The sequence below is a fragment of the Rahnella sp. 2050 genome (assembly GCF_040544515.1).
In the GTDB taxonomy this organism is placed as follows: Bacteria; Pseudomonadota; Gammaproteobacteria; order Enterobacterales; family Enterobacteriaceae; genus Rahnella; species Rahnella aceris.
On the sequence record NZ_JBEPKE010000002.1, the window covers coordinates 1,256,859 to 1,277,249 of the forward strand.

Sequence of the window (20,391 nt, forward strand, 5' to 3'; positions counted from 1 at the left end):
TTGCCTGCATTGACTCTCGCAGACAAACACCGGAGATCCGACCGTTAATTAACTCTCACGTGGCGGAATGTCATCATCGACAAAACCGATAAGAGATAAGGCCTGCTGAATTTCAGGGCAGGTCATAAAATAGCGCCATAACAATCCACTACGATGGTTTTCAATCATGCCAATGATTGGCCCCTGGTCGATGGCCAGATATCCATCGGAATACCAGTTTTTGGAAAGATTAACACCATCAATAAACCCGCATTTCTCTGTCCACAGCGCATTTCCCAGGTCGTCATAAAAATGGCGCAGCGCTGCCATCGACGCTTCAGGTAAATAAGGTAAGTCACATAGTGCAGCGGTAAGGGTAATCGTGCCGTCATCAGACGTTGGATCATGACTTGCATAACCTGCAGGCCCGTAACCCGATGTCAGTCCCCAGTAATTTTCTGCATAGCCGTTAAATCCGCCAGGATTATCGATACTGTAAGCCTGCTGGATCTGGCTTTGCGCTTCACCCTGCTGGAAATAATTCACGTTATTAGCACTGTCCCGCAGGTTACGCGGGTCAAAACCGAGGAACGAGTAGTGCATAAAGAACATCGGGCCGCCCATCGTCGGGCCGATCGGCAACGTGATGTCGTAATAGACTTTGTTTTTGTTGTTATAACTTCCCTGTGACCAGCCACTTTTCCAGAGTGCCGGGTCGATGGCATGCGTCGGAGAAGCGATAGCCAAAAGATAGGTTATCATCGCCTCATTCCAGCCGGTGATTTTCATCCCCATGGTGAACTGCAAATCTTTATCGATATGCCAGTACAGGCTGTTGCTGTTATTGGTGAAGTAGTTCCAGTCAATGTCATGCCAGAGGGCGTTGATTTTGTCCGTCAGCGCAGTGTCGTTAAAATACTGACGCGCTGTTAACAAGCCCTGCACCATATACGACGTTTCCACCAGATCGGCACCGTTATCATCGGAACCAAACGGAATGGTCGCGCCCGTGCTGCCGTTAATCCAGTGCGGCCAGGCCCCTTTGTAGCGCGTGGTCGGCCCGCCAAGGAAATCGACCATTTTGTTAATGCGGTCGTACCCATCCTCACGACTGACGAAACCGCGCTCAATCGCCACTAAAATCCCCATGATGCCAAAGCCGCTCCCCCCAATCGCAATGGGTTCATCAGGCCCGGCATCGCTGTTGCGATATAACCGCTCAAAAGCCAGACCGCTGGTCGGGTGTGCGTAGTCCCAGAAATAGCGCAGCGTGGTTTGCTGTACTTTATCAAGCAACTGCTCGTCATCGAGGGACGGATAAACTGCCGCGTTGACGGCCGCAAGTTGTTGAGAAACAATCGGGTCCAGTTCTCCGAAACGGTTGATGCGAATATCCATACAGGCCACGCCATCACGGGCAGCTACGTCTTTCACCCATTGGGCGAGCGCGTCGGTGTCGTAATGTTTACCGGTATCGCTTGAACCCATCGCGCCCCAGCCCGCATTCACCGCCTGGTTACCGAGTGCTATCCAGCGGAACCACTGATGATAGCCGTCGTTGCTGTCCCAGCGTGTGTCCGGCAGGTCAGTCATCACATAGTTGCCTTCGGCATTTTTCGAGCCGTAGGATTCACCCGCTGAGTAATCCGTGTAAGTCAGGGTATGAACACCAATCCCGGTGACAATTCGGTCCGGATTCCCCGCCCGCGAGCCGTCCACCACGTCATTGATATTGTAGGGCTGGCTCATGTCGGTGTAGTTATTCCACATGCCATCGAACCACCAGCCTGCTAACAAATCACCGTAGCGTTCACCAAACTCTCTTACCACCGCGTAATTCATGCGCGTGGTTTCTGACGTGATAACGTTGTCAAACGGGGAGCATTCGTACAGATGCGGGACCAGCATGTCACCCCAGCGATCCGGCGAGTGCTGATTCGCGTCATCATCGTAATAGACCAGGCTGGCTTTAGCAGGCGCGTAACCCATCATGTACAACATCAGTTTGATATCGTATTTCGCCAGTTCCTGAGCCATTTCCAGCGGCAAATCACGAATGGCGCTGCGCACGCCAGGTTCAATATCCAGAATGGCGTCATGAGTTTTATTCGGGCCAAGGTTATATCCGGCATGTTGATCCATCGTCAGCAGAACAAATCCCGCCCCCGTTTCGCTGACGGCTTTGGCATAAGCCTGCACGTCAAAAGTACTGAGGAAATCGTCCCAGCTTTCGCCCGGCTGCCATTTCTCATCTTGCGGAATATCCGATGAGAGATTGAGATAGTTAGGCAGGAAATGGTGCGATACGCCGTAGTGCGCATTGCGGAACCAGTCGGTTCGCGGGTTGCCACTTCGCGCAACGACAGGCCCGACAATCACAGATTGTGACTCACCAAAGCACAGGCGTTCATTGCGCGGTGTAACCGTGACACGAATGTATTTCCCGTTGTGCTCAGGCAACAGCATCATTGTGCGGGTATGCAACCCGTTGATGGTACTGAATGGGCCAGTCGTACTGCCCGCCACTTCCCACAGGTATTCACTGCCATTTTCTGCAAAACCGCCGGGGTCAGTAAAAAGATAATCCGGGCGTAAAATTTCGCGCGTCAGTAACGAACCGTTTAATACCAGTGACGAGAGGGAAGGCGCGGCTATCGTGGTCGGTTCCAGCGAGAAATCCGCATCGACAGGCAACTCCCGATAACGCACGGTGAAGATGATATTTTGTTCAACCGCCGCAAGTTCGAGTGGCGTGAAAGAGAGTGTTGCCGTATTGCTTGCCGCATCCCACACAAAACCAGTTATTGGCAAACCCACGCGCATTTCACTGTTCACTTTGAGGTGTGTCCGGAAATCACTCAGCACAGGCTCGACAGATTGCGGGTGAACAAACGCAGCTTTCAGCGTGCCGTTACTCGCCTGAAGGTTGAAGTTCGTGTCGGCCAGTTGACGATAATGCCCGCTCAACGTTTGCGGGCTTATCTGTGAATCAAAGAATTTAACTTCATCAATGATACCGTCGAAAGCATCCGTCACCGCGCCGTTGGTATCCAGCCGTCCGCCCACTTTCACCGAAGTGGTGACGTTCGTTTGCACCACGTTACTGCCGCCTGTCATCGCCATATTGCCGTTAACGGCCAGGGCATATTCATCACCCTGGCGCAAAATGGCGACGTGGGTCCAGGCATTCAGCGGAATAAAAGACTTGGTTTTTAAAGTAAATGAGGTGCTGTTGGTATCATTCGACATCGTGCAAACCAGCTGATTGTCCTGGGTATAAAGCTGCCAGCGCTGGTTGTTGTTATTACGCGTGTCCTGGCTGACGATCATACTCATCGCTGTTGAACGCGGGTATATCCAGGCTTCCACGGTAAAGGCGGAATATTGCAAACAATCAAGCACGCCTAAATCAATATAACCCGGCTGCCCGCTGGCAAAATCGATACCATTGTTAAGCTTTGCCGTCACCAGCGAGGGGGCTTGCCCCTGGCTTATTGCACTACGTTGGTTATTAATGGTCTCTAAGAAAGCCCCGTCAGTTTCATCATCAAAGGTGTAGTAATACTTCATGCCCTGGTTGTAAGTAAACGTGGCCTGAATATCGGCAAAATCTTTCGTCAGGATCTCATTTTTAAATCCGTGGAAAGTCAGGGTATAGGGAATTCCAGTTTGTAAGTCAGGCACATTAAGTGTCAGTGTGGTTTTTAAATCATCCAGCGCGACACTTTGAATAACGCCACTATTATCCAGCACAGAGTTAGTGAGAGTTAACGCACTCGTTGAATACAGAGCCTGGTTAAACGTCACCAGAATATTGTTATTACTGTCGGTAGTGGTTTCAACAATTTCAAGATCACCGGCATTGTAGACTTTTAATGCATCCAGATGTGCATAAGACCCCGAACGTTTAATTCCCTGAATCGTGTGTGAACCAAACGGTAAATCCACCTTTTGATACAGAATATGGCTGTCCAGATGGGTGGAAGACCAGGTGCTTATTCTGCCCTGAGACACACCATCAATATAAATTTCAACATCACCCTGATCGCTACTGCTTTCGGCAATATAAGAAATACCGGTACCAATAAAGTTTAGTGTAAAGGTCGCAGAGTTATTACTCTGGGTATACGAGGTGGTGTGATAAAAGATACTTTGTGTACGGTTCGTGCTGTGCGTCCACTTACCGGCATATACAATGTCGGCGACCGGGTCGTCATAAACCTGTTCCGCAGGAAGTGCAGTGTAGTTTAGCGTAAAGGTCTGGTTTTGAACGGTGGTGGTCAGAATCTGGTTGCTGATTTGGCTCAACGTGAGTGTGTAATCCGTTTGCGTGGTCAGCCCGGTAATGGTGAGGTCAGCAGTCTTTCGGTCATTGCTTAAAGTGACGGAGATAACGCTTGCTCCGTTGTTCAACTGATAATTTCCCGGTTCAGTTCCGCTTTGGCTATCCAGCGATTGATTGAACTGAAGCCGTGCTGTCCCTTCACTGCCTGCGCCTAAAAATTGCTCTACTTCAGCGGTAAGCGCGGCATCGTTATACACTTTAAGCTGATCAAGCAGCATCCAGGATCCGTTTTTTTTCACCCCTTTAAAAGTATGTTCTCCGGGCGATATGTCGGTAATATAATAAATAAGATCGCTGTACTGGCGCGTTGAAGTTTTGGTTGTTGCCGTACCGTGTAACACGCCATCAAGATAAAAATCTATTTCGCCCTGATCGGTATTTCCTTCGCTGTAATACCCAATGCCTGAACCGGTAAATGTGTATTCAAAATACTTACCGTTATCATACAGCGCCATACTTGCACCATCATCGCTGTATGCTCGTCCGGTATATCGGGTCCAGTTTCCGGTATAAATAATAGAGGGGTCATTATCCTGAATGATAATTTCTGGTTGTACATCTTGCTTTGCAGAACACATAATATAGACCTCACGCTAATCGACATTAAATTCAATTTAATGCTAACTAAGGTATGAGGCGGGCGTGTATCATAAATAATCACGCAGAGGAAATTATATTTTTTAGTGAATGTTTATGATTTAAATATTTAAATGAAAGTACCGCAAAGGATTTGCAGCGCCTTTATAATAAAAAAGAGATTAATAATTAATGAGAGAGAATTACTGAGGAGGATTTTTATGCTCCTCAGTAATTCAGGACACTGTGATTACCAAATACCTTTGGCAGTATATTCGTGCAATCAGGACTGGCGTCTGCGCAACCCGTAGCCAATCGCCAGAATCACAAACCACAGCGGCGTGACGAGTAACGCCTGACGGGTATCATCCTGCAAGGTCAGCAGTACCAGAACAAAAGCAAAGAATGCCATACAGACCCAGCACATCAGTTTGCCGAGCGGCATTTTGTAGATTGAAGCTTCGTGCAGTTGCGGACGTTGACGGCGGTAGACCAGATAAGAGCAGAGGATGATGGTCCAGACGAACATAAACAGAATCGCCGAAACGGTCGTGACCAGCGTGAAGACCGTCACCACATTCGGGATCAGGTAAATCAGCACCACACCGCCGAGCAGGCAGATGCAGGAAAATGTCAGGCCGTTCGACGGTACAGCGCGGGAAGAGAGCTTGCCGAACGCTTTCGGCGCATTGCCTTCCTGTGCCAGACCGAACAACATGCGACTGGTGGAGAATACGCCACTGTTGGCGGAAGACGCCGCCGAAGTCAGCACTACAAAGTTGATAATGCTCGCCGCAGCCGGAAGACCGGCAAGTACGAACAGTTCAACGAACGGGCTTTTATCCGCCACCACATGGCTCCAGGGTGTCACCGACATAATCATGATCAGTGAGAACACATAAAACATGATGATGCGCAGCGGAATGGCGTTGATGGCGCGCGGCAGGGATTTCTGCGGATCTTTAGTTTCTGCGGCGGTGGTGCCCACCAGTTCGATACCGACAAACGCGAACACCGCTATCTGGAAACCGGCAAAGAAACCGCTCACGCCTTTCGGGAAGAACCCGCCATCATTCCACAGATTGCTGAAGGACGCGACGGTGCCGGTCGGCGTCTGGAAGTGCGTCAGCACCATCACCAGCCCGGCGATAATCAGCCCGACGATGGCGACGATTTTGATCATCGCGAACCAGAATTCCATCTCACCGAACATTTTCACAGTAGCGAGATTGAGGCTCAGCAGCACCAGCACGCAGAGCAGGGATGCGACCCATTGCGAGAGTCCGGGGAACCAGAACTGTGCGTAAGCGGTGATAGCGACGACGTCGGCGATGCCGGTGACCACCCAGCAGAACCAGTAGGTCCAGCCGGTGAAATACCCGGCCCACGGGCCCAGCAGATCGGCGGCAAAATCACTAAAAGATTTGTATTCGAGGTTGGACAGTAACAGTTCGCCCATCGCGCGCATGACGAAAAACAGCATAAAGCCGATGATCATGTAGACGAAGATGATGGACGGACCGGCGAGGCTGATGGTTTTGCCTGAGCCCATAAACAGGCCGGTACCGATCGCGCCGCCAATGGCAATGAGCTGGATATGACGGTTGGAAAGATTTCGCCGCAAACCTTCAGCGTTCTCTTCCCCAGGCTGGACGAGGATTTTTGACTCTTCTTGCATGTTGTATTGATTCCTGTTTTTTGCTTTTTGCGTATGAACTCCGCCATATCGCATTCATTTACGTCAATTTTTTGAGCTCTGAGTGGCCCTTTGGTCACCACGACCGGAACGACAGCGTGCGTGAACGTTGTAATAGTAATGTTAAGTGCGCATTTATTATAACTGGCATGAAAAATGCCAACGGAAAAAATGTATCGTAATTTTTACATCGCGGATAACTGAGTGTTAATTAATCAAGTCTCTTCAGAGACGGTGGGAATAATAGCGTTTTTAAGAGTGATGAGCTTCACAAATATTAATGAAAATAACGGCAAAAAAGTGAGGGTAAGCGTTTGACATCATCCTTGCAGAGGAGAATAATCCGTCCCGTTGGGTCGTTAGCTCAGTCGGTAGAGCAGTTGACTCTTAATCAATTGGTCGGCGGTTCGAACCCGCCACGACCCACCAACAAATGATTAATCAATGCATTAAGCTCCTTCTGCTTTTATTTCCCTTCTTCTTTAATCCGTCAGTTCCTCTGTTTTATGCACTGCTAATAAAGTCATCGCCTGTCGGGAAATAAACCTCAACGGTTTGTCGTTTATTTACGCAATCTGGCAGGAATATTTTTATGGCATATAAAGATGAGCGGAAGGAAGAAATACAGGGAATAGCTGTCAGGCCCCGGTTTGAGGCCAAAACAGTGTTAAGTGCAGGAATGCATCAATACATAATGGTGGTATTGGGTGCATTGCCATTTTTGAGTTGTTTTTGTACACGCATGCACAGGCTGAAGATCAGCAGATGAACGTGCGTGATAAATGTGCTTTCTTCGGTGAACCGGTCACTGCGCAAGACGACCGTCTCCGAACGATTCTGTTTGGCAACCAGTAACTCAATCCCTTTGTCGCGGAATTCGTCTTCGTAGGCTTTAACGATCCCTGCGGGGGCGATTAATGTGTAGCTGTACATAGTGATTCCTGAAACTGAGTTGAACAACTGATCGGATAAATCCTAACAAGAATATCAAATACCAGTGGAGGACTATTAGCAATTCGGGTGATGTTTTTTTGTACTAACGTCACAGATTTAGATGACTTTTTTACGCTTGCGGACACTCCGTACACGCTCCCACCGGTTTTTTGTTGCCCGCTGCGCGCACACTGCTATCATTCGTGCATAAACTCAGGGAGATAACGATGAAAAAAACACTGGTGGCCTTGGCTGCTTTATTTTTAGCCGGGTGTGCGGCCAATCCTTATGAACCGACGCTGCAGGTCAAGTCATCTTTCGCTAACGCCAGCTCGGCAGCGCCGGCAGGGCAGACCCACATCCGTTTACACCGTTTAGATCAGTGGTCAGTCGTGCCGTTTGAGAAAACCTGTCCGCTGATAGTGTTTTTAGACGGACAAACCGTGGCTTCCCTGCATTTTAATCAGTACGTGGATTTGAATGTGCCGAACGGGATGCGCACTATTGATGTTCGCATTGCCTGCGCGCTGACCAAGACATCAGGTTCGATTACCGTTGATGCGAATGGTAAAAGTATCAGTCTGGAAACGGATCGCAGCTTCTTCGGAACCTACAATATCCGGCCGGAAGGCAGCGGCAATAAATAACAAAATGAATAAACCCGCAGAATGCGGGTTTTTTTATGATCATTTTCTTTTTGTCCGTTTTGCGAGGGTGACTGTCAGTTAGTCAGGCGCAGGAAGTTATCGTTTGCGTACTATGTATTTAACGGAACATAACCGCTGCCCAATGATAAAAGGAGAATCGTATGTTAAACGACCCGTCGCAAAAATATCGCCCCTTCCCGCAGGTGAATTTACCCGATCGCCAGTGGCCAGGAAATGTGCTCTGTAAAGCGCCGCAATGGTGTTCAAGTGATTTGCGTGACGGCAATCAGGCGCTTGCAGAACCCATGGATAATGCCCGTAAGCGTCAGTTTTTTGATTTGCTGGTGAAGTGTGGTTTTAAGCAGATTGAGGTGGCGTTTCCCTCGGCTTCACAAACCGATTTCGATTTTGTCCGCAGCCTGATTGAAGAGAGGCTCATCCCGGATGATGTGGTGATTCAGGTGCTGACGCCTTCGCGGCCGGATCTGATTGCCCGCACCTTCGAGGCACTCAAAGATGTGCCGCGTGCCATTGTGCATTTATATAACGCCACTGCGCCTGTGTTCCGTGAAGTGGTATTTAATCAGGATCAGGCCGCAACGCGCGAGCTGGCGGTTCGCGGCGCTCAGCAAATTCGTCAGTTGTGCGGGCAATATTCGCAAACTGAATGGACATTTGAGTATTCACCGGAAACCTTCTGCTTCACTGAACTGGAGTTTGCGCTGGAAGTGTGTGAAGCCGTGGCGGATGTCTGGAAACCGGGCAATGAAAGGCCGATGATCATTAATTTACCGGCAACAGTAGAAGTCAGCACACCGAATGTTTATGCCGACCAGATTGAATGGTTCTGCCGTCATTTCAGCCACCGCGAACAGGTTTCCATCAGCGTTCATCCGCACAATGACCGCGGAACCGGTGTGGCCTGTGCTGAGCTGGCGATGCTGGCCGGTGCCGACCGTGTGGAAGGATGTCTTTTTGGTAACGGTGAACGCACCGGCAACGTGGATATTGTGACGCTGGCGCTGAACCTTTACACGCAGGGCATCTCGCCGCAGCTGGATTTCAGCAATTTGCAGACGATTGTCGAGGCGGTGGAGGAATGTAACCAGTTACCGGTGCATCCGCGCCATCCGTATGCCGGTGAACTGGTGTTTACGGCATTTTCGGGCTCGCATCAGGACGCCATCAAAAAAGGGTTTGCTGCACAGAAAACATCAGAGAGCACGGTCTGGCGCGTGCCGTATCTGCCGTTAGATCCTGCGGATGTCGGTTGCAGTTATGAAGCGGTGATCCGCGTGAACAGCCAGTCCGGGAAAAGCGGGGCGGCCTGGTTGCTGGAACAGAATCACGGGCTGAAATTGCCGCGCGGTTTGCAAATTGATTTCAGTAAAGCGGTGCAGCGTGAAACCGATACGCATGGCAAGGAAATGAGCACCAGCGATATCTGGCGACTGTTCCGGCAGCGTTACGGGTTAACCGATCTGCCCGTGGTGAAATTGCTCAGTTATGACATCCGCAGCGATGAGCAAACCGTCTGCCATTTCAGTGCGCGGATCCGCTATCGTAATGAAGAACAACATATTACGGGTAGCGGTAACGGTTTGCTGTCCGGTGCAGCGGATGCATTGCGTCGCAGTTACGATGTGCTCCTGGAAATCGGCGATTATCATGAACATACGCTGGGACATCAGAGCCACAGTCGCGCGGTGGCGTATCTGAGCTGTCGGGGGAGGTTGGGCGAAACGTGTTATGGCGTGGGGATTGACAGCGATGTGTCCAGTGCTTCATTGCAGGCACTGTTCAATGCAGCCAGCGCCATTATGACTGATTAAAATATTCGCTGGGTGAGACGCCAAGCGACCGGCGAAACATCGCACTGAAGGCACTCGGGCTGTCGTAGCCGAGTGCCAGCGCCACATCAATAACTGAAACGCCAACGGCAAGCTGGTTCAGTGCTTCGAGCAATTTTGCCTGGCGAACCCAGTCACTGAAACGTAATCCCGTTTCACGCTGGAAACGGCGTGAGAGCGTTCGGCTGCTGATATTCAGACGTTGCGCGACATCTTCCAGTTCCCACGTTGAACAAAGATCTGCACGAATTTGCTGGCAAAGCCCGCTCAGCTCCGGCTCGTTGGGTTCCGGCAGATAAAGAGGCAGTGTCGGCAACAGACGCAGTTCATCAAGCAATAATTCCATGATGCGTTCATCGCGCCCGCCGGGCAGATAATCGGCCGGAATAGTCAGCGAGGCCAAAATCAGTTCACGCAGCAGCGGAGAAATCTGCACTACCTGACATTGCGCAGGTAAGTCAGCACGGGCGAGGGGATCGACAAACAGCGTGCGGGCCTTTACACCGCCGATAAAACGCAGACTGTGTTCAACCTCTGCAGGCAGCCAGACCCCGCGCCCGGGCGGCACCATCCAGGTGCCGAGCGACGTATGCACTTCTACAATACCGGATAGCGTATGAATCAGTTGTGAGCAGTTGTGACTGTGGGCTGGCTCGCTGTCACCATGTTGATAATCAATAGCCAGAGGCGCAAGCACCTGATGCGGGGCAAGGAAGTTGTGATGCATTGATCAATGATTTTTCTGTTTTTTGGCGTCTTCTACGGCTTGTTTGGCTTCTTCTGCCGCTTTTTCAATTTCTTCTTCCGTCAGTTGTTCAGAAACTTCAAACAGTTCTCCCAGCCCGTCACTGACATGGACTTCGTCGGCTTTGCTTTTGTTTTCTTTATTCTTTTCGTCGCTCATGCTTATGTCCTCATTGAATGAATGCAGGGCATGATTATAGCAGACATTGCGGGGAATAACCGGGCGGAGAGAGGCAGAGCCTGTCAGGGTGACAGACTCTGAAATAGCATTACTGACGGTAAGCAAACTTGATTTGCTGCAGGGAATTTTTGAACACGGCAGCCTGCTGTTCGTCTTCCATCTGCGCGACAAAACGCTCCATGTTCAGCATCACTTTACCTGCATCAGCCTGGCCAATCGCTTTGAGGATCAGGGTCAGGGTGGCTTTCAGGCAGGCAACTTCTGTTGCCAGTGTTTCAACGTTTGCTTCAGTCGTAAAATCGCAATTACTCATTATTTGTATCCCCTCAGGCAAGCTGTCAGGCAGCGCACCGAATTCTGAACAGGTGAAAAGTGGCCGCATTTTAGCATAGTTGGCACGTTTTAGGGCAAGGCCAGAATGGCCGCTTAAAACGGGAGGTTAAGCGTCTGCATATAGTGTTTCCGGACAATGAGTAAAGAATACTAAACGTAATGGGGGATTGAGAATTTTTCATCTTTATGTGCAGACTTATTCATATAAGCCATCATCAATTCGTGCGATCGCAAATAATAATTGGATATATCATAGATATATGAAGTGACAGTGCTGACGCTTAAATAGCCAGCATGGCGTAAAGAGAGTTTCAGATATGAGTAAGGGCCTGGAGTTATTTACTTACCGCTTAAAAGAGACCGCAGATTTTTCTGCTTGATCTTTGATTAGACACGTATTTTTAATAATTTATTAATACAGTTGGTGGTACTTCTCATTTACATTCAGCAAAGTAGTTTTTTGCAGACATTCCTTGGTCAGGAACGTCTGATAGAGTAAAATACGCGGGCTATAATAAATAACTGTGTCTTTCTGCTTTAAAAATACTACCGATGAGCGGTAGTGGGGCGAGTTAGTTGATATTGGCCTCTTATTTGCCACCTTCTCTTCATTTATAAGCTGTCTGAGAGCAAATTTTTAATGTTCGATACGTAGGTTTACGTAAGACAAGCGTGAAGTCCCTGACGGTGTGTTGCCCTTATTTTTTGGAGAATTCTCTTTGATAAGCGTTCTTCTTGTTGATGACCACGAACTGGTGCGCGCAGGGATCCGACGCATTCTTGAAGATATCAAAGGCATCAAAGTTGTTGGTGAGGCGCAATGCGGTGAAGATGCCGTCAAATGGTGTCGGACCAATGACGTTGATATTGTCCTGATGGATATGAACATGCCAGGTATTGGCGGGCTTGAAGCGACCAAGAAAATTGTCCGCTTTTCGCCAGATATCAAGATCATCATGTTAACGATCTATACTGAAAACCCGCTACCGGCCAAAGTGATGCAGGCGGGGGCTTCCGGTTACCTGAGCAAAGGCGCAGCTCCACAGGAAGTGGTCAATGCTATCCGTCTGGTTGATTCGGGTCAGCGTTATATTGCCTCCGACATTGCTCAGCAAATGGCACTGAGCCAGATTGAACCACAATCTGAAACGCCTTTTGATTCCTTATCCGAGCGTGAACTGCAGATCATGCTGATGATCACTAAGGGACAAAAGGTCAATGAAATTTCTGAACAGCTGAACTTGAGCCCGAAGACAGTTAACAGTTATCGTTATCGGATGTTTAGTAAATTAAATATCAGCGGTGATGTTGAGTTAACACATCTGGCAATCCGGCACGGTTTGTTCAATACGGAGACTTTATCAGGCAGTGAGTGATGAGCGTTTCGACCCAAAAGCCTTTTTGAAAACGGTCACCAGCCAGCCTGGCGTCTACAGAATGTATGACGCCAGCGGCACCGTAATCTACGTAGGTAAAGCCAAAGACCTCAAAAAACGTCTTTCGAGTTATTTTCGCGTCCAGGTTTCCAGCCGCAAAACCGAAACGCTGGTCAAAAACATCGCGCAAATCGATGTGACGGTGACCCACACGGAAACCGAAGCGCTGCTCCTCGAACATAATTACATCAAACTTTATCAGCCGCGTTATAACGTATTGTTACGCGATGATAAGTCGTATCCGCTGATCTTCCTCAGCGCGGATAATCATCCAAGACTTTCAGTTCACCGCGGTGCTAAGCACGCCAAAGGCGAGTATTTCGGGCCTTTTCCTAATTCCTATGCCGTGCGCGAAACACTGGCGCTGCTGCAAAAACTTTTCCCGATCCGCCAGTGTGAAAACAGCGTATACAGCAACCGTTCGCGCCCTTGTCTGCAATATCAGATTGGTCGCTGTCTGGGGCCGTGTGTCAAAGGGCTGGTGAGTGAGGAAGATTATAAAGATCAGGTGGAATACGTTCGCCTTTTCCTGTCCGGTAAAGACCAGCAGGTCGTCACACAGCTCGTAAACCGCATGGAAGAAGCCAGTAAAGCGCTGCGCTTCGAAGATGCCGGGCGGATAAGAGATCAAATTCAGGCTGTACGCCGCGTGACAGAGCGTCAGTTCGTGTCGGGTAACAGCGAAGATCTGGATGTGATCGGCGTGGGCTTCGAGTCAGGTATGGCATGTCTGCACGTTCTGTTTATCCGTCAGGGCAAAGTGCTGGGCAGCCGCAGTTATTTCCCGAAAGTACCAGGCGGCACCGATCTGGGCGAAGTGGTGCAGACCTTCGTTGGACAATTCTATTTGCAGGGCAGTCAGCAACGGACACTGCCCGGCGAAATTCTGCTGGATTTCAGTCTGGCGGAAAAAGATCTGCTGGCCGATTCGCTCAGCGAACTGGCCGGGCGCAAAGTGCAAATCCAGAGTAAGCCGCGGGGCGACCGTGCCCGTTATCTGAAACTGGCGCGCACCAATGCCTCTGCTGCACTGACGACCAAACTGGCTCAGCAGTCGACAATCCATCAGCGGCTGTCTGAACTGGCAAAAACACTGAATCTTGCGGAAATTAACCGTATGGAATGCTTCGACATCAGCCATACTATGGGCGAGCAGACAGTCGCTTCCTGCGTGGTTTTTGACGGCAATGGCCCGGTGCGTTCTGAATACCGACGCTACAACATTACCGGCATTACGCCCGGCGATGATTACGCGGCGATGGCGCAGGTATTGCAGCGTCGCTATGGTAAGACGCTCGATGACAATAAAATTCCTGACGTTATCTTTATTGATGGCGGCAAAGGGCAACTCGGCATGGCGCTGGATGTGTTTCATTCGCTGAATGTGGAGTGGGACAAATCCAAACCTTTACTGATTGGTATCGCGAAAGGTGCGGATCGTAAGGCCGGGCTCGAAACGCTGTTCTTTGTGCCGGAAGGTGAGGGGATTGCGTTACCCGCTGATTCGCCAGCGTTGCATGTCATCCAGCATATTCGTGATGACTCGCATAACCATGCGATTACCGGCCACCGGCAGAGACGTGCGAAAGTCCGTACGACCAGTGCGCTGGAAGAAATTGAAGGCGTCGGGCCGAAGCGGCGTCAGGTTTTACTGAAATACATGGGAGGCATTCAGCCATTACTGAATGCCAGCGTAGAGGAAATTGCACAGGTACCGGGTATTTCTATCGCATTGGCAGAAAAGATTCATAATGCGTTGAAACACTAAGGGCAATGTAGCAACATACTCATAATATCCACACCGGACAAACAGTTACCTTCGCTATGCAATTTAATATACCTACGTGCCTCACCCTGTTCCGCGTTGTACTGATACCGTTCTTCGTGCTGGCCTTTTATCTGCCTTATCCATGGGCATCAATGGTCTGTGCGTTGATTTTCGTTTTTGCTGCCGTGACCGACTGGTTTGATGGCTATCTGGCACGCCGCTGGAAGCAAACGACGCGTTTCGGTGCATTCCTTGATCCGGTAGCCGATAAAGTGATGGTGGCGATCGCGCTGGTGCTGGTGGCTGAATATTTTCACTCCTGGTGGATTACGTTACCGGCTGCGACCATGATTGCCCGCGAGATCATTATTTCCGCGCTACGTGAGTGGATGGCTGAGATTGGAAAACGCAGCAGTGTGGCGGTTTCATGGATCGGGAAAGTGAAAACCACGGCGCAGATGCTGTCGCTGGTCGCGCTGTTGTGGCGTCCTGATGCTATTGTGGTCTGGGTTGGCGTGGTTGCACTTTATATTGCTGCAGTGCTGACTTTCTGGTCAATGTTCCAATATCTCAACGCTGCGCGCCATGATTTGCTGGAACCCTGATCAAACTGCCGTAAAAAACGTCAAACGAACGCATGAAGCAGATAATTTTATTGACTCAATCCGTCAGGTCAGTAGAATGCAACGCATCGGAAGGCAGCCAGTCTTGTGCCAGAAGATTAGTTAAAAAAATCAGTACGTTCTGATTAAAGCGGGAATAGCTCAGTTGGTAGAGCACGACCTTGCCAAGGTCGGGGTCGCGAGTTCGAGTCTCGTTTCCCGCTCCAAATTTTCTTAAACTGGTTCGTGAATTGGTTTAAGTGCAAGACAAGTAGTAAGATTTAAGGCGCGTTAACAAAGCGGTTATGTAGCGGATTGCAAATCCGCCTAGTCCGGTTCGACTCCGGAACGCGCCTCCAATTTTCCCGGAGCCCGGGTGGTGGAATCGGTAGACACAAGGGATTTAAAATCCCTCGGCTTATGGCTGTACGAGTTCAAGTCTCGTCCCGGGTACCATGGGAAAATTAGCTGAATAATCAAAAGCAATAAAGTAGTAATGTCGTTATAGCCACCTTCGGGTGGTTTTTTTATGCCTGAAATTCGCGTAATCCAGATGCAATAAAAAAGGCCACCTGCAACAGGGGCCTTAAGTGTTTCTTCAATAACATCCTTCGCGCACGCGACCTCAGCCAGAATGAGGTGCTCTGAACACAATGTCGGTTGTTGAGTAAAAGGGATGAAGAAAATCAGGAATTAAAACAGCCCCGAGGGGCGTTTTTAGGGTCAGAATTCACCCGATGAATCAGTGTTGCTCAATGCCCTGATTGATAGCGGCAAATGGTAGTTAGGCTGGCTGGTGAAAAACGCCTGCAGGGCAACGCGTTTCTTCCTGTCGATTGAAATCTCTTCCATGGTTTTGCGGAAGATACTGTAGCGGCCACACGAAGTGCAGGTCACAGTAACAATTTTCGCCGACATATTAACCGACGTCTTATTCCTGCTTTGACATAACGGACACTCGTCTTGAGCGCTTAAAACTGTGGAACTCATAAAACCTCCGGTTTTACTTAGAGCGGGCAGTAGTCTAGCACAAAAAGGCGTCAGTTACTTAACGATAATTTAATTATCAGTGGATTTCAGCGTCAACTCAGTGTAGAGAGCGCATAAGCCGCTGATGAGAGAGTAAAGTCTTCTCCCGATTTTCTCCGCTTTCCTCATTATCATCTTGCATTACACTTAAGGTATTCATCCTGATTATGGATTTTGGCGAAGTATGACTCCTGCTCTGTACCAGCGTATTGATTGTTCAATATACAGACACATTTATATTGTTGGCGATTTGCATGGTTGCCTGAGTTTGCTTGGGGAAAAGCTGGCGAAAGTGTCTTTCGATCCCCACCGCGATCTGCTGTTATCTGTGGGGGATCTTGCCGATCGCGGGCCTAACAGTGTCGGTTGTTTGCAACTGCTCAATGAATCCTGGTTTGCTTGTGTACGCGGAAATCACGAGCAGATGGCGATTGATGCCATAAACGAAGAGAATATCCCGCGCTGGTTACGTAATGGCGGCGACTGGTTTTATGCTCTTGAACACGACAAACAAGAAGAGGCGAAAGCGCTGATTTTACAGGCTGACACGCTGCCACATATTCTCGAACTGACGAACCGTGAGGGCAGGCGTATCGTGGTGGCCCATGCTGATTACCTTTCCAATGAATATGTGTTCGATAAGCTAATGGATGGTGATGAGGTTATCTGGGATCGTGAACGTGTGAATTCTGCGCTGGCGGGTCGCTTTCAACCGATAGCTGGCGCTGATGAATTTTATTTCGGTCACACGCCGGTTGAACATGCAATGCAGTTTGCCAATCAGTTTTATATTGATACGGGCGCTGTATTTGGCGGTTATCTGACGCTTATTCAGCTGCAGTAATGTCAGGCGTTACCGGGGTTTGCGGTGACTGACGGGCAACGGTATAGTGAGCGGCTGCGAACCGGGAAGGCACGGGATAACATCATGGAAAATAAGCGTGAAGACAGGATTCAGCGTCTGTTGCTGGCATTAAAAAAGACCGACAAAATTCACCTTAAAGAAGCGTCTTTACTGCTCAATGTTTCGGAAATGACTGTCCGCCGTGATCTCAGCGCAGCACCCGCACCGGTAATTTTACTCGGCGGTTATATTGTGATTGATCCGAAGAATAATCCGGCGACGCACTACTTTATCAGTGAACAGAAAACCCGCCATGTTGCAGAGAAACAACGTCTCGCTGCCCGCGCAGCCAGTCTTATTCAGGATAACGATACGGTATTTTTTGACTGTGGCACGACAATGCCTTATGTGATTGAAAGCATTGCCGATAACCGGGTATTTACGGCCATTTGTTACTCGCTCAATACGTTTCTGGCGCTGCAGGATAAACCTCACTGTGAAGTCATCTTGTGCGGCGGTGCGTTTAAATCCAGTAACAGTATTTTTACGCCTATCGGGCGCAGCAGTGAACTCGACTTTATCCGCCCGGCGAAAGCCTTTATTTCCGCTGCGGGCGTCAGTATTGAACACGGTGTGACCTGCTTTAATTTTGATGAATTACTGATGAAACATCAGGCCATAGAACGCTCAGCGCAGAGCATTCTCGTCGCTGACAGCAGCAAATTTGATCAGGTCAGGCCCGCAGCCATCGCGCCGCTTGCGCGTTTTAATGTGGTGGTCAGCGACGCTGAACCACCACAGGCTTATGTCGATTTCTGCGAGCTCTCCGACATTCCGCTGCTGGTTTAACACTTCAGCGGATTGCCGGGATTTTTTCGACCGACTGATAAAAAACCACTTCCCAGATGCCATTTTTGGAGCCGTCGCTGAGATAGTGCTCAAAGCACGCTTTTCCGTCCGGGCGATAGCTCGTACTGGCCAGCAGCTGGCTGTAGAATTCCCGCCAGGCCTTTTCAAAATTGCCGTCTGTGATCGTGGTGTGATACGCCGCATACGTGCCTCCCGGCAGCGTTTGCAACGCCAGTCCTTCTGCATCATCGAGAATAAAATTATCGGCTACACACACCGACGGATCAGCACGTAAAGCTTCTGCCGGTGTGGTGTCAGGATTATCATGAAACCACGTCAGCCATTCGTTTTGCGGCTGATGATGCCGTACAGCCCATTTCATCAGTTGCTGAAAACCACTGTGGATTGACTCCTGATAGGGGCCAACCACCCGGTAGCTCACCAGCTTTTTGGCCGGTCTCTCTACAATTAATAATGCCACGATGATCTCCTTTTATCTGACATGCATTGAACGGGTTCCATGTTGAGTAAGGTGCAAATACCAAACTATAACAGTTTACCGATTAACGGCGGTGAACTGCTCTACGCGCTATAACAGTTGTCGTGATAAAATTATGTAATCAGATTGCATTATAGTCGTGACGCAATGAGGTATGAGATGGACGTAATCAAAAACGTATTAAACAGTGAAATTGATCGCATCAATCGTCAGGAAGGGCGCGATGGTAAAGCGCGGATCAATGCTGAGTTCTTTATAAACCATCCCTGGTTATGTCTGGCTATGCTGGTCGGGTATATCGCCGTGGGCATCGTCATGTACGTTTCACCTTATATGGGGCTCGGCTGGTTTATCGGATTTACGGCTTTCCTGATCTTTATGTCCGCGATGCTGTTGCTGGAAATTAAGCCAGTTTATCGCTACGAAGATATCGGGGTGCTTGATTTACGCGTTTGTTATAACGGCGAATGGTATTTCAGCCGCGAGCTTTCTGCTGATGCCGTGAAGCAAATACTCAGCGCCCCTGATGTCAGCGAGCACATCAAAAACCGCATTGAATCCATTGTCCGACATAAAGGTTTTGTGGATTTCTATGATGTTTACGATCTGGCCCGGCTGGAACGCCATTTGCCAGATAGCACCGGAACAGCACAGTTAGCTCACTCTTAACCCCTCTAAACATGGCATCAGGCCATGACGTTACCCTGCATGCTCTGATAAAATAGCGGCTGGGCATCATTTTCGTGAATGTGTTTAAACGAGAAAATGATGTTGAGCCGTGACAGGAGCTATAGTGGAACGAATCAAACTTACCATTCACCATCTGCACAAAATCATTTCGGGCGAAAAGCAGGACACGCAAGCTACTGCACGTATTTATGCTGGCGATGAACTGTTAGTCACCGAAACGATGACCGGGCAGGCTGCACATTTTGATCGTTTCATCAAAGTCGTACACGATAACGGCAAACCGTTGAGAGTAGAATGGGACTCCGACGGCAGTGCGCAAATGTCGGTAACGCGCGCCGAAGTGTGCCCTTGCTGTGGCGGCGACGCCTTACACCATTGATTTAACCCGGCAATGACCGCAAGCAGAGTAAAAGCCAGGCAGAGGTAAATGATGAAATTTATCAGCAACGAATTTGAATACCGTCAGTGGATAATGGATGAAATATTCCAGGCGAGTGCGGTAGGCGAAACCTCTGAGTTTGCCGATCAGGAAGTGGATGACTTTATCTTTGACGCCCGTCCGGTGGCTTATCCGTGCGTGGCTGTGATGATCCAGACACCAGGCGAACCGGGGGTGTGTGAGCCGCGTTTTTTCTACAAAGAGCAAATCTTTGAGTGGGCGCATAAAATGGGATTTGGCTTCGACAGCTAACTGCCAGGCCGGTTTAATGCAGATTCAGCCCTAAGTCTGACTCAGGGCTGAGCGTCAGCCGTTCACGCTGTGGCTATCAGACATTTTGCCGATCAATTTTCTCTTCGCCCCAGAACAAATGGTCTTCTTTGGTCTTGGCGAACGCGATAGGCAATACTTCGTCGTTACCTTCTTCCCAGATTTTCTGTGCCAGCGTCTCGTCGTTATTCGCCAGTTCGAAAATGGCCTCGGCGATTTCGTGAGAGGTTTCACGGGTATTTGCCCACGCTTTGATGTTTGACGTCGTCATCCGGTTCTCCTCGTGTTTATTTCATATTCATAAAGGTGTCTCTGTTACACCGTTGCATTCACCATAACTATGGTTTCCCGATGCACTTTATGCAAATGCGGCGGCAGCAGGGCACAAAAAAACCGGCGCCTGGCAGGGGCTGTCGTTTATACTGAACGCGATTTTGAACATTTAAGGTGATGATAATGAGCGACGATATTTTTGATTTTGACATTGATGCTGCACTGGAAACTGCCGAAGTGAAAGCAGCTGAAAAAGCAGCAGAAGTGCCTGAAGCCGTTCAGGACGAAAGTGACTGCGAAGGCTGCAAAATCTGATTTTGCACAACAAAGCAGCAAAAAGAAAACCGCTTCGGCGGTTTTTTTGTATCTGTCATTTATAACGGCTTTGCAATGTTGAACTGAATTTCC

General features: G+C 49.3%; 20 protein-coding genes and 4 tRNA genes. 15 read left to right on the forward strand and 9 right to left on the reverse strand.

Annotated features, from left to right (window positions below; all coding sequences use genetic code 11):
• Positions 1-48: 48 nt before the first annotated feature.
• Together ABIC79_RS13145 and cycA are read right to left on the reverse strand one after the other, a co-directional pair.
• A complete protein-coding gene (locus tag ABIC79_RS13145; RefSeq protein ID WP_354567346.1) occupies positions 49-4,779 on the reverse strand; it encodes a glucoamylase family protein in 4,731 nt (1,576 codons plus the stop codon).
• Between the two features lie 404 nt (positions 4,780-5,183).
• Positions 5,184-6,578 (reverse strand): D-serine/D-alanine/glycine transporter, encoded by a 1,395-nt coding sequence (gene cycA, locus ABIC79_RS13150; RefSeq protein ID WP_015690203.1) that lies wholly within the window; start codon positions 6,576-6,578, stop codon positions 5,184-5,186.
• A gap of 371 nt (positions 6,579-6,949) precedes the next feature.
• On the opposite strand from cycA, the gene ABIC79_RS13155 reads away from it, so the two are divergent.
• Positions 6,950-7,025 (forward strand) — tRNA-Lys (locus ABIC79_RS13155).
• 255 nt (positions 7,026-7,280) lie between these two features.
• Here ABIC79_RS13155 and ABIC79_RS13160 read toward each other — a convergent pair.
• Entirely contained in the window at positions 7,281-7,529 is a 249-nt protein-coding gene (locus ABIC79_RS13160) for a hypothetical protein (RefSeq protein ID WP_013576302.1), read from the reverse strand.
• A 227-nt stretch (positions 7,530-7,756) separates the two neighbouring features.
• On the opposite strand from ABIC79_RS13160, the gene ABIC79_RS13165 reads away from it, so the two are divergent.
• Positions 7,757-8,176, forward strand: coding sequence for a hypothetical protein (locus tag ABIC79_RS13165; protein ID WP_013576301.1), 420 nt, complete (start codon positions 7,757-7,759; stop codon positions 8,174-8,176).
• Between the two features lie 161 nt (positions 8,177-8,337).
• Positions 8,338-10,008: a 2-isopropylmalate synthase gene (gene leuA, locus ABIC79_RS13170; protein ID WP_119261822.1), complete on the forward strand. Its 1,671-nt coding sequence runs from the start codon at positions 8,338-8,340 to the stop codon at positions 10,006-10,008.
• On the opposite strand, the gene ABIC79_RS13175 is transcribed toward leuA, so the two are convergent.
• From ABIC79_RS13175 to ABIC79_RS13185, 3 genes are all read right to left on the reverse strand, one after another.
• Positions 9,995-10,753: an AraC family transcriptional regulator gene (locus tag ABIC79_RS13175; protein WP_112151624.1), complete on the reverse strand. Its 759-nt coding sequence runs from the start codon at positions 10,751-10,753 to the stop codon at positions 9,995-9,997. The two genes, leuA and ABIC79_RS13175, sit on opposite strands and share 14 nt — an antisense overlap.
• Before the next feature lie 3 nt (positions 10,754-10,756).
• On the reverse strand, positions 10,757-10,930 hold the full coding sequence (locus tag ABIC79_RS13180; protein WP_162906065.1) for a hypothetical protein: 174 nt from the start codon (positions 10,928-10,930) through the stop codon (positions 10,757-10,759).
• Positions 10,931-11,039: 109 nt separating this feature from the next.
• A complete protein-coding gene (locus ABIC79_RS13185; RefSeq protein ID WP_037037254.1) occupies positions 11,040-11,264 on the reverse strand; it encodes a DUF2594 family protein in 225 nt (74 codons plus the stop codon).
• A 739-nt stretch (positions 11,265-12,003) separates the two neighbouring features.
• Between ABIC79_RS13185 and uvrY the strand changes: the two genes are divergently transcribed.
• The 6 genes from uvrY to ABIC79_RS13215 all read left to right on the forward strand — a co-directional run bounded on the left by uvrY (position 12,004) and on the right by ABIC79_RS13215 (position 15,546).
• Positions 12,004-12,660 carry a UvrY/SirA/GacA family response regulator transcription factor gene (uvrY, locus tag ABIC79_RS13190; RefSeq protein ID WP_013576296.1) on the forward strand — a complete coding sequence of 219 codons (657 nt, stop codon included), beginning with the start codon at positions 12,004-12,006 and terminating at the stop codon, positions 12,658-12,660.
• The gene (uvrC, locus tag ABIC79_RS13195; protein ID WP_013576295.1) at positions 12,653-14,488 is read left to right on the forward strand and encodes an excinuclease ABC subunit UvrC; all 1,836 of its coding nucleotides are present in this window, start codon (positions 12,653-12,655) and stop codon (positions 14,486-14,488) included. The genes uvrY and uvrC overlap by 8 nt, the downstream gene beginning before the upstream one ends.
• A gap of 56 nt (positions 14,489-14,544) precedes the next feature.
• Entirely contained in the window at positions 14,545-15,093 is a 549-nt protein-coding gene (gene pgsA, locus ABIC79_RS13200) for a CDP-diacylglycerol--glycerol-3-phosphate 3-phosphatidyltransferase (RefSeq protein WP_013576294.1), read from the forward strand.
• Positions 15,094-15,241: 148 nt separating this feature from the next.
• Positions 15,242-15,317: transfer RNA gene (locus ABIC79_RS13205), tRNA-Gly, on the forward strand.
• Between the two features lie 58 nt (positions 15,318-15,375).
• Positions 15,376-15,449 (forward strand) — tRNA-Cys (locus tag ABIC79_RS13210).
• 11 nt (positions 15,450-15,460) lie between these two features.
• Positions 15,461-15,546: transfer RNA gene (locus tag ABIC79_RS13215), tRNA-Leu, on the forward strand.
• A 267-nt stretch (positions 15,547-15,813) separates the two neighbouring features.
• Here the strand turns inward: ABIC79_RS13215 and ABIC79_RS13220 are convergent.
• The gene (locus ABIC79_RS13220; RefSeq protein ID WP_013576293.1) at positions 15,814-16,080 is read right to left on the reverse strand and encodes a hypothetical protein; all 267 of its coding nucleotides are present in this window, start codon (positions 16,078-16,080) and stop codon (positions 15,814-15,816) included.
• Between the two features lie 223 nt (positions 16,081-16,303).
• Here ABIC79_RS13220 and ABIC79_RS13225 point away from each other — a divergent pair, with 223 nt between their 5' ends.
• Both ABIC79_RS13225 and deoR read left to right on the forward strand, forming a co-directional pair.
• Positions 16,304-16,963, forward strand: a complete 660-nt coding sequence (locus tag ABIC79_RS13225) for a metallophosphoesterase (RefSeq protein WP_119261821.1) — start codon at positions 16,304-16,306, stop codon at positions 16,961-16,963.
• 84 nt (positions 16,964-17,047) lie between these two features.
• The gene (gene deoR, locus ABIC79_RS13230; RefSeq protein WP_112198566.1) at positions 17,048-17,812 is read left to right on the forward strand and encodes a DNA-binding transcriptional repressor DeoR; all 765 of its coding nucleotides are present in this window, start codon (positions 17,048-17,050) and stop codon (positions 17,810-17,812) included.
• 4 nt (positions 17,813-17,816) lie between these two features.
• Here the strand turns inward: deoR and ABIC79_RS13235 are convergent, their stop codons facing one another.
• Positions 17,817-18,293, reverse strand: a complete 477-nt coding sequence (locus ABIC79_RS13235) for a GyrI-like domain-containing protein (protein ID WP_112198567.1) — start codon at positions 18,291-18,293, stop codon at positions 17,817-17,819.
• Between the two features lie 177 nt (positions 18,294-18,470).
• Between ABIC79_RS13235 and ABIC79_RS13240 the strand changes: the two genes are divergently transcribed.
• The 3 genes from ABIC79_RS13240 to ABIC79_RS13250 all read left to right on the forward strand — a co-directional run bounded on the left by ABIC79_RS13240 (position 18,471) and on the right by ABIC79_RS13250 (position 19,692).
• Positions 18,471-18,980, forward strand: coding sequence for a YlaC family protein (locus ABIC79_RS13240; protein WP_013576289.1), 510 nt, complete (start codon positions 18,471-18,473; stop codon positions 18,978-18,980).
• A gap of 124 nt (positions 18,981-19,104) precedes the next feature.
• Positions 19,105-19,380: a hypothetical protein gene (locus ABIC79_RS13245; protein WP_119261819.1), complete on the forward strand. Its 276-nt coding sequence runs from the start codon at positions 19,105-19,107 to the stop codon at positions 19,378-19,380.
• Between the two features lie 48 nt (positions 19,381-19,428).
• Positions 19,429-19,692, forward strand: coding sequence for a hypothetical protein (locus ABIC79_RS13250; protein WP_015690199.1), 264 nt, complete (start codon positions 19,429-19,431; stop codon positions 19,690-19,692).
• 76 nt (positions 19,693-19,768) lie between these two features.
• Here ABIC79_RS13250 and ABIC79_RS13255 read toward each other — a convergent pair whose 3' ends face one another.
• Positions 19,769-19,981, reverse strand: coding sequence for a YccJ family protein (locus ABIC79_RS13255; RefSeq protein ID WP_013576286.1), 213 nt, complete (start codon positions 19,979-19,981; stop codon positions 19,769-19,771).
• Between the two features lie 185 nt (positions 19,982-20,166).
• On the opposite strand from ABIC79_RS13255, the gene ABIC79_RS13260 reads away from it, so the two are divergent.
• Positions 20,167-20,298 carry a hypothetical protein gene (locus ABIC79_RS13260; protein WP_013576285.1) on the forward strand — a complete coding sequence of 44 codons (132 nt, stop codon included), beginning with the start codon at positions 20,167-20,169 and terminating at the stop codon, positions 20,296-20,298.
• The last annotated feature ends 93 nt before the right edge of the window (positions 20,299-20,391 follow it).

Bases quoted from the DNA above. Each gene is read 5' to 3' on its own strand.
- ABIC79_RS13250 (WP_015690199.1), top strand. From the start codon at position 19,429: ATGATGAAATTTATCAGCAACGAATTTGAATACCGTCAGTGGATAATG.
- cycA (WP_015690203.1), bottom strand. From the start codon at position 6,578: ATGCAAGAAGAGTCAAAAATCCTCGTCCAGCCTGGGGAAGAGAACGCT.
- ABIC79_RS13185 (WP_037037254.1), bottom strand. From the start codon at position 11,264: ATGAGTAATTGCGATTTTACGACTGAAGCAAACGTTGAAACACTGGCA.
- ABIC79_RS13225 (WP_119261821.1), top strand. From the start codon at position 16,304: ATGACTCCTGCTCTGTACCAGCGTATTGATTGTTCAATATACAGACAC.
- ABIC79_RS13220 (WP_013576293.1), bottom strand. From the start codon at position 16,080: ATGAGTTCCACAGTTTTAAGCGCTCAAGACGAGTGTCCGTTATGTCAA.
- ABIC79_RS13175 (WP_112151624.1), bottom strand. From the start codon at position 10,753: ATGCATCACAACTTCCTTGCCCCGCATCAGGTGCTTGCGCCTCTGGCT.
- ABIC79_RS13240 (WP_013576289.1), top strand. From the start codon at position 18,471: ATGGACGTAATCAAAAACGTATTAAACAGTGAAATTGATCGCATCAAT.
- ABIC79_RS13165 (WP_013576301.1), top strand. From the start codon at position 7,757: ATGAAAAAAACACTGGTGGCCTTGGCTGCTTTATTTTTAGCCGGGTGT.
- ABIC79_RS13180 (WP_162906065.1), bottom strand. From the start codon at position 10,930: ATGAGCGACGAAAAGAATAAAGAAAACAAAAGCAAAGCCGACGAAGTC.
- pgsA (WP_013576294.1), top strand. From the start codon at position 14,545: ATGCAATTTAATATACCTACGTGCCTCACCCTGTTCCGCGTTGTACTG.
- ABIC79_RS13145 (WP_354567346.1), bottom strand. From the start codon at position 4,779: ATGGCGCTGTATGATAACGGTAAGTATTTTGAATACACATTTACCGGT.
- leuA (WP_119261822.1), top strand. From the start codon at position 8,338: ATGTTAAACGACCCGTCGCAAAAATATCGCCCCTTCCCGCAGGTGAAT.
- ABIC79_RS13255 (WP_013576286.1), bottom strand. From the start codon at position 19,981: ATGACGACGTCAAACATCAAAGCGTGGGCAAATACCCGTGAAACCTCT.
- ABIC79_RS13160 (WP_013576302.1), bottom strand. From the start codon at position 7,529: ATGTACAGCTACACATTAATCGCCCCCGCAGGGATCGTTAAAGCCTAC.
- deoR (WP_112198566.1), top strand. From the start codon at position 17,048: ATGGAAAATAAGCGTGAAGACAGGATTCAGCGTCTGTTGCTGGCATTA.
- ABIC79_RS13260 (WP_013576285.1), top strand. From the start codon at position 20,167: ATGAGCGACGATATTTTTGATTTTGACATTGATGCTGCACTGGAAACT.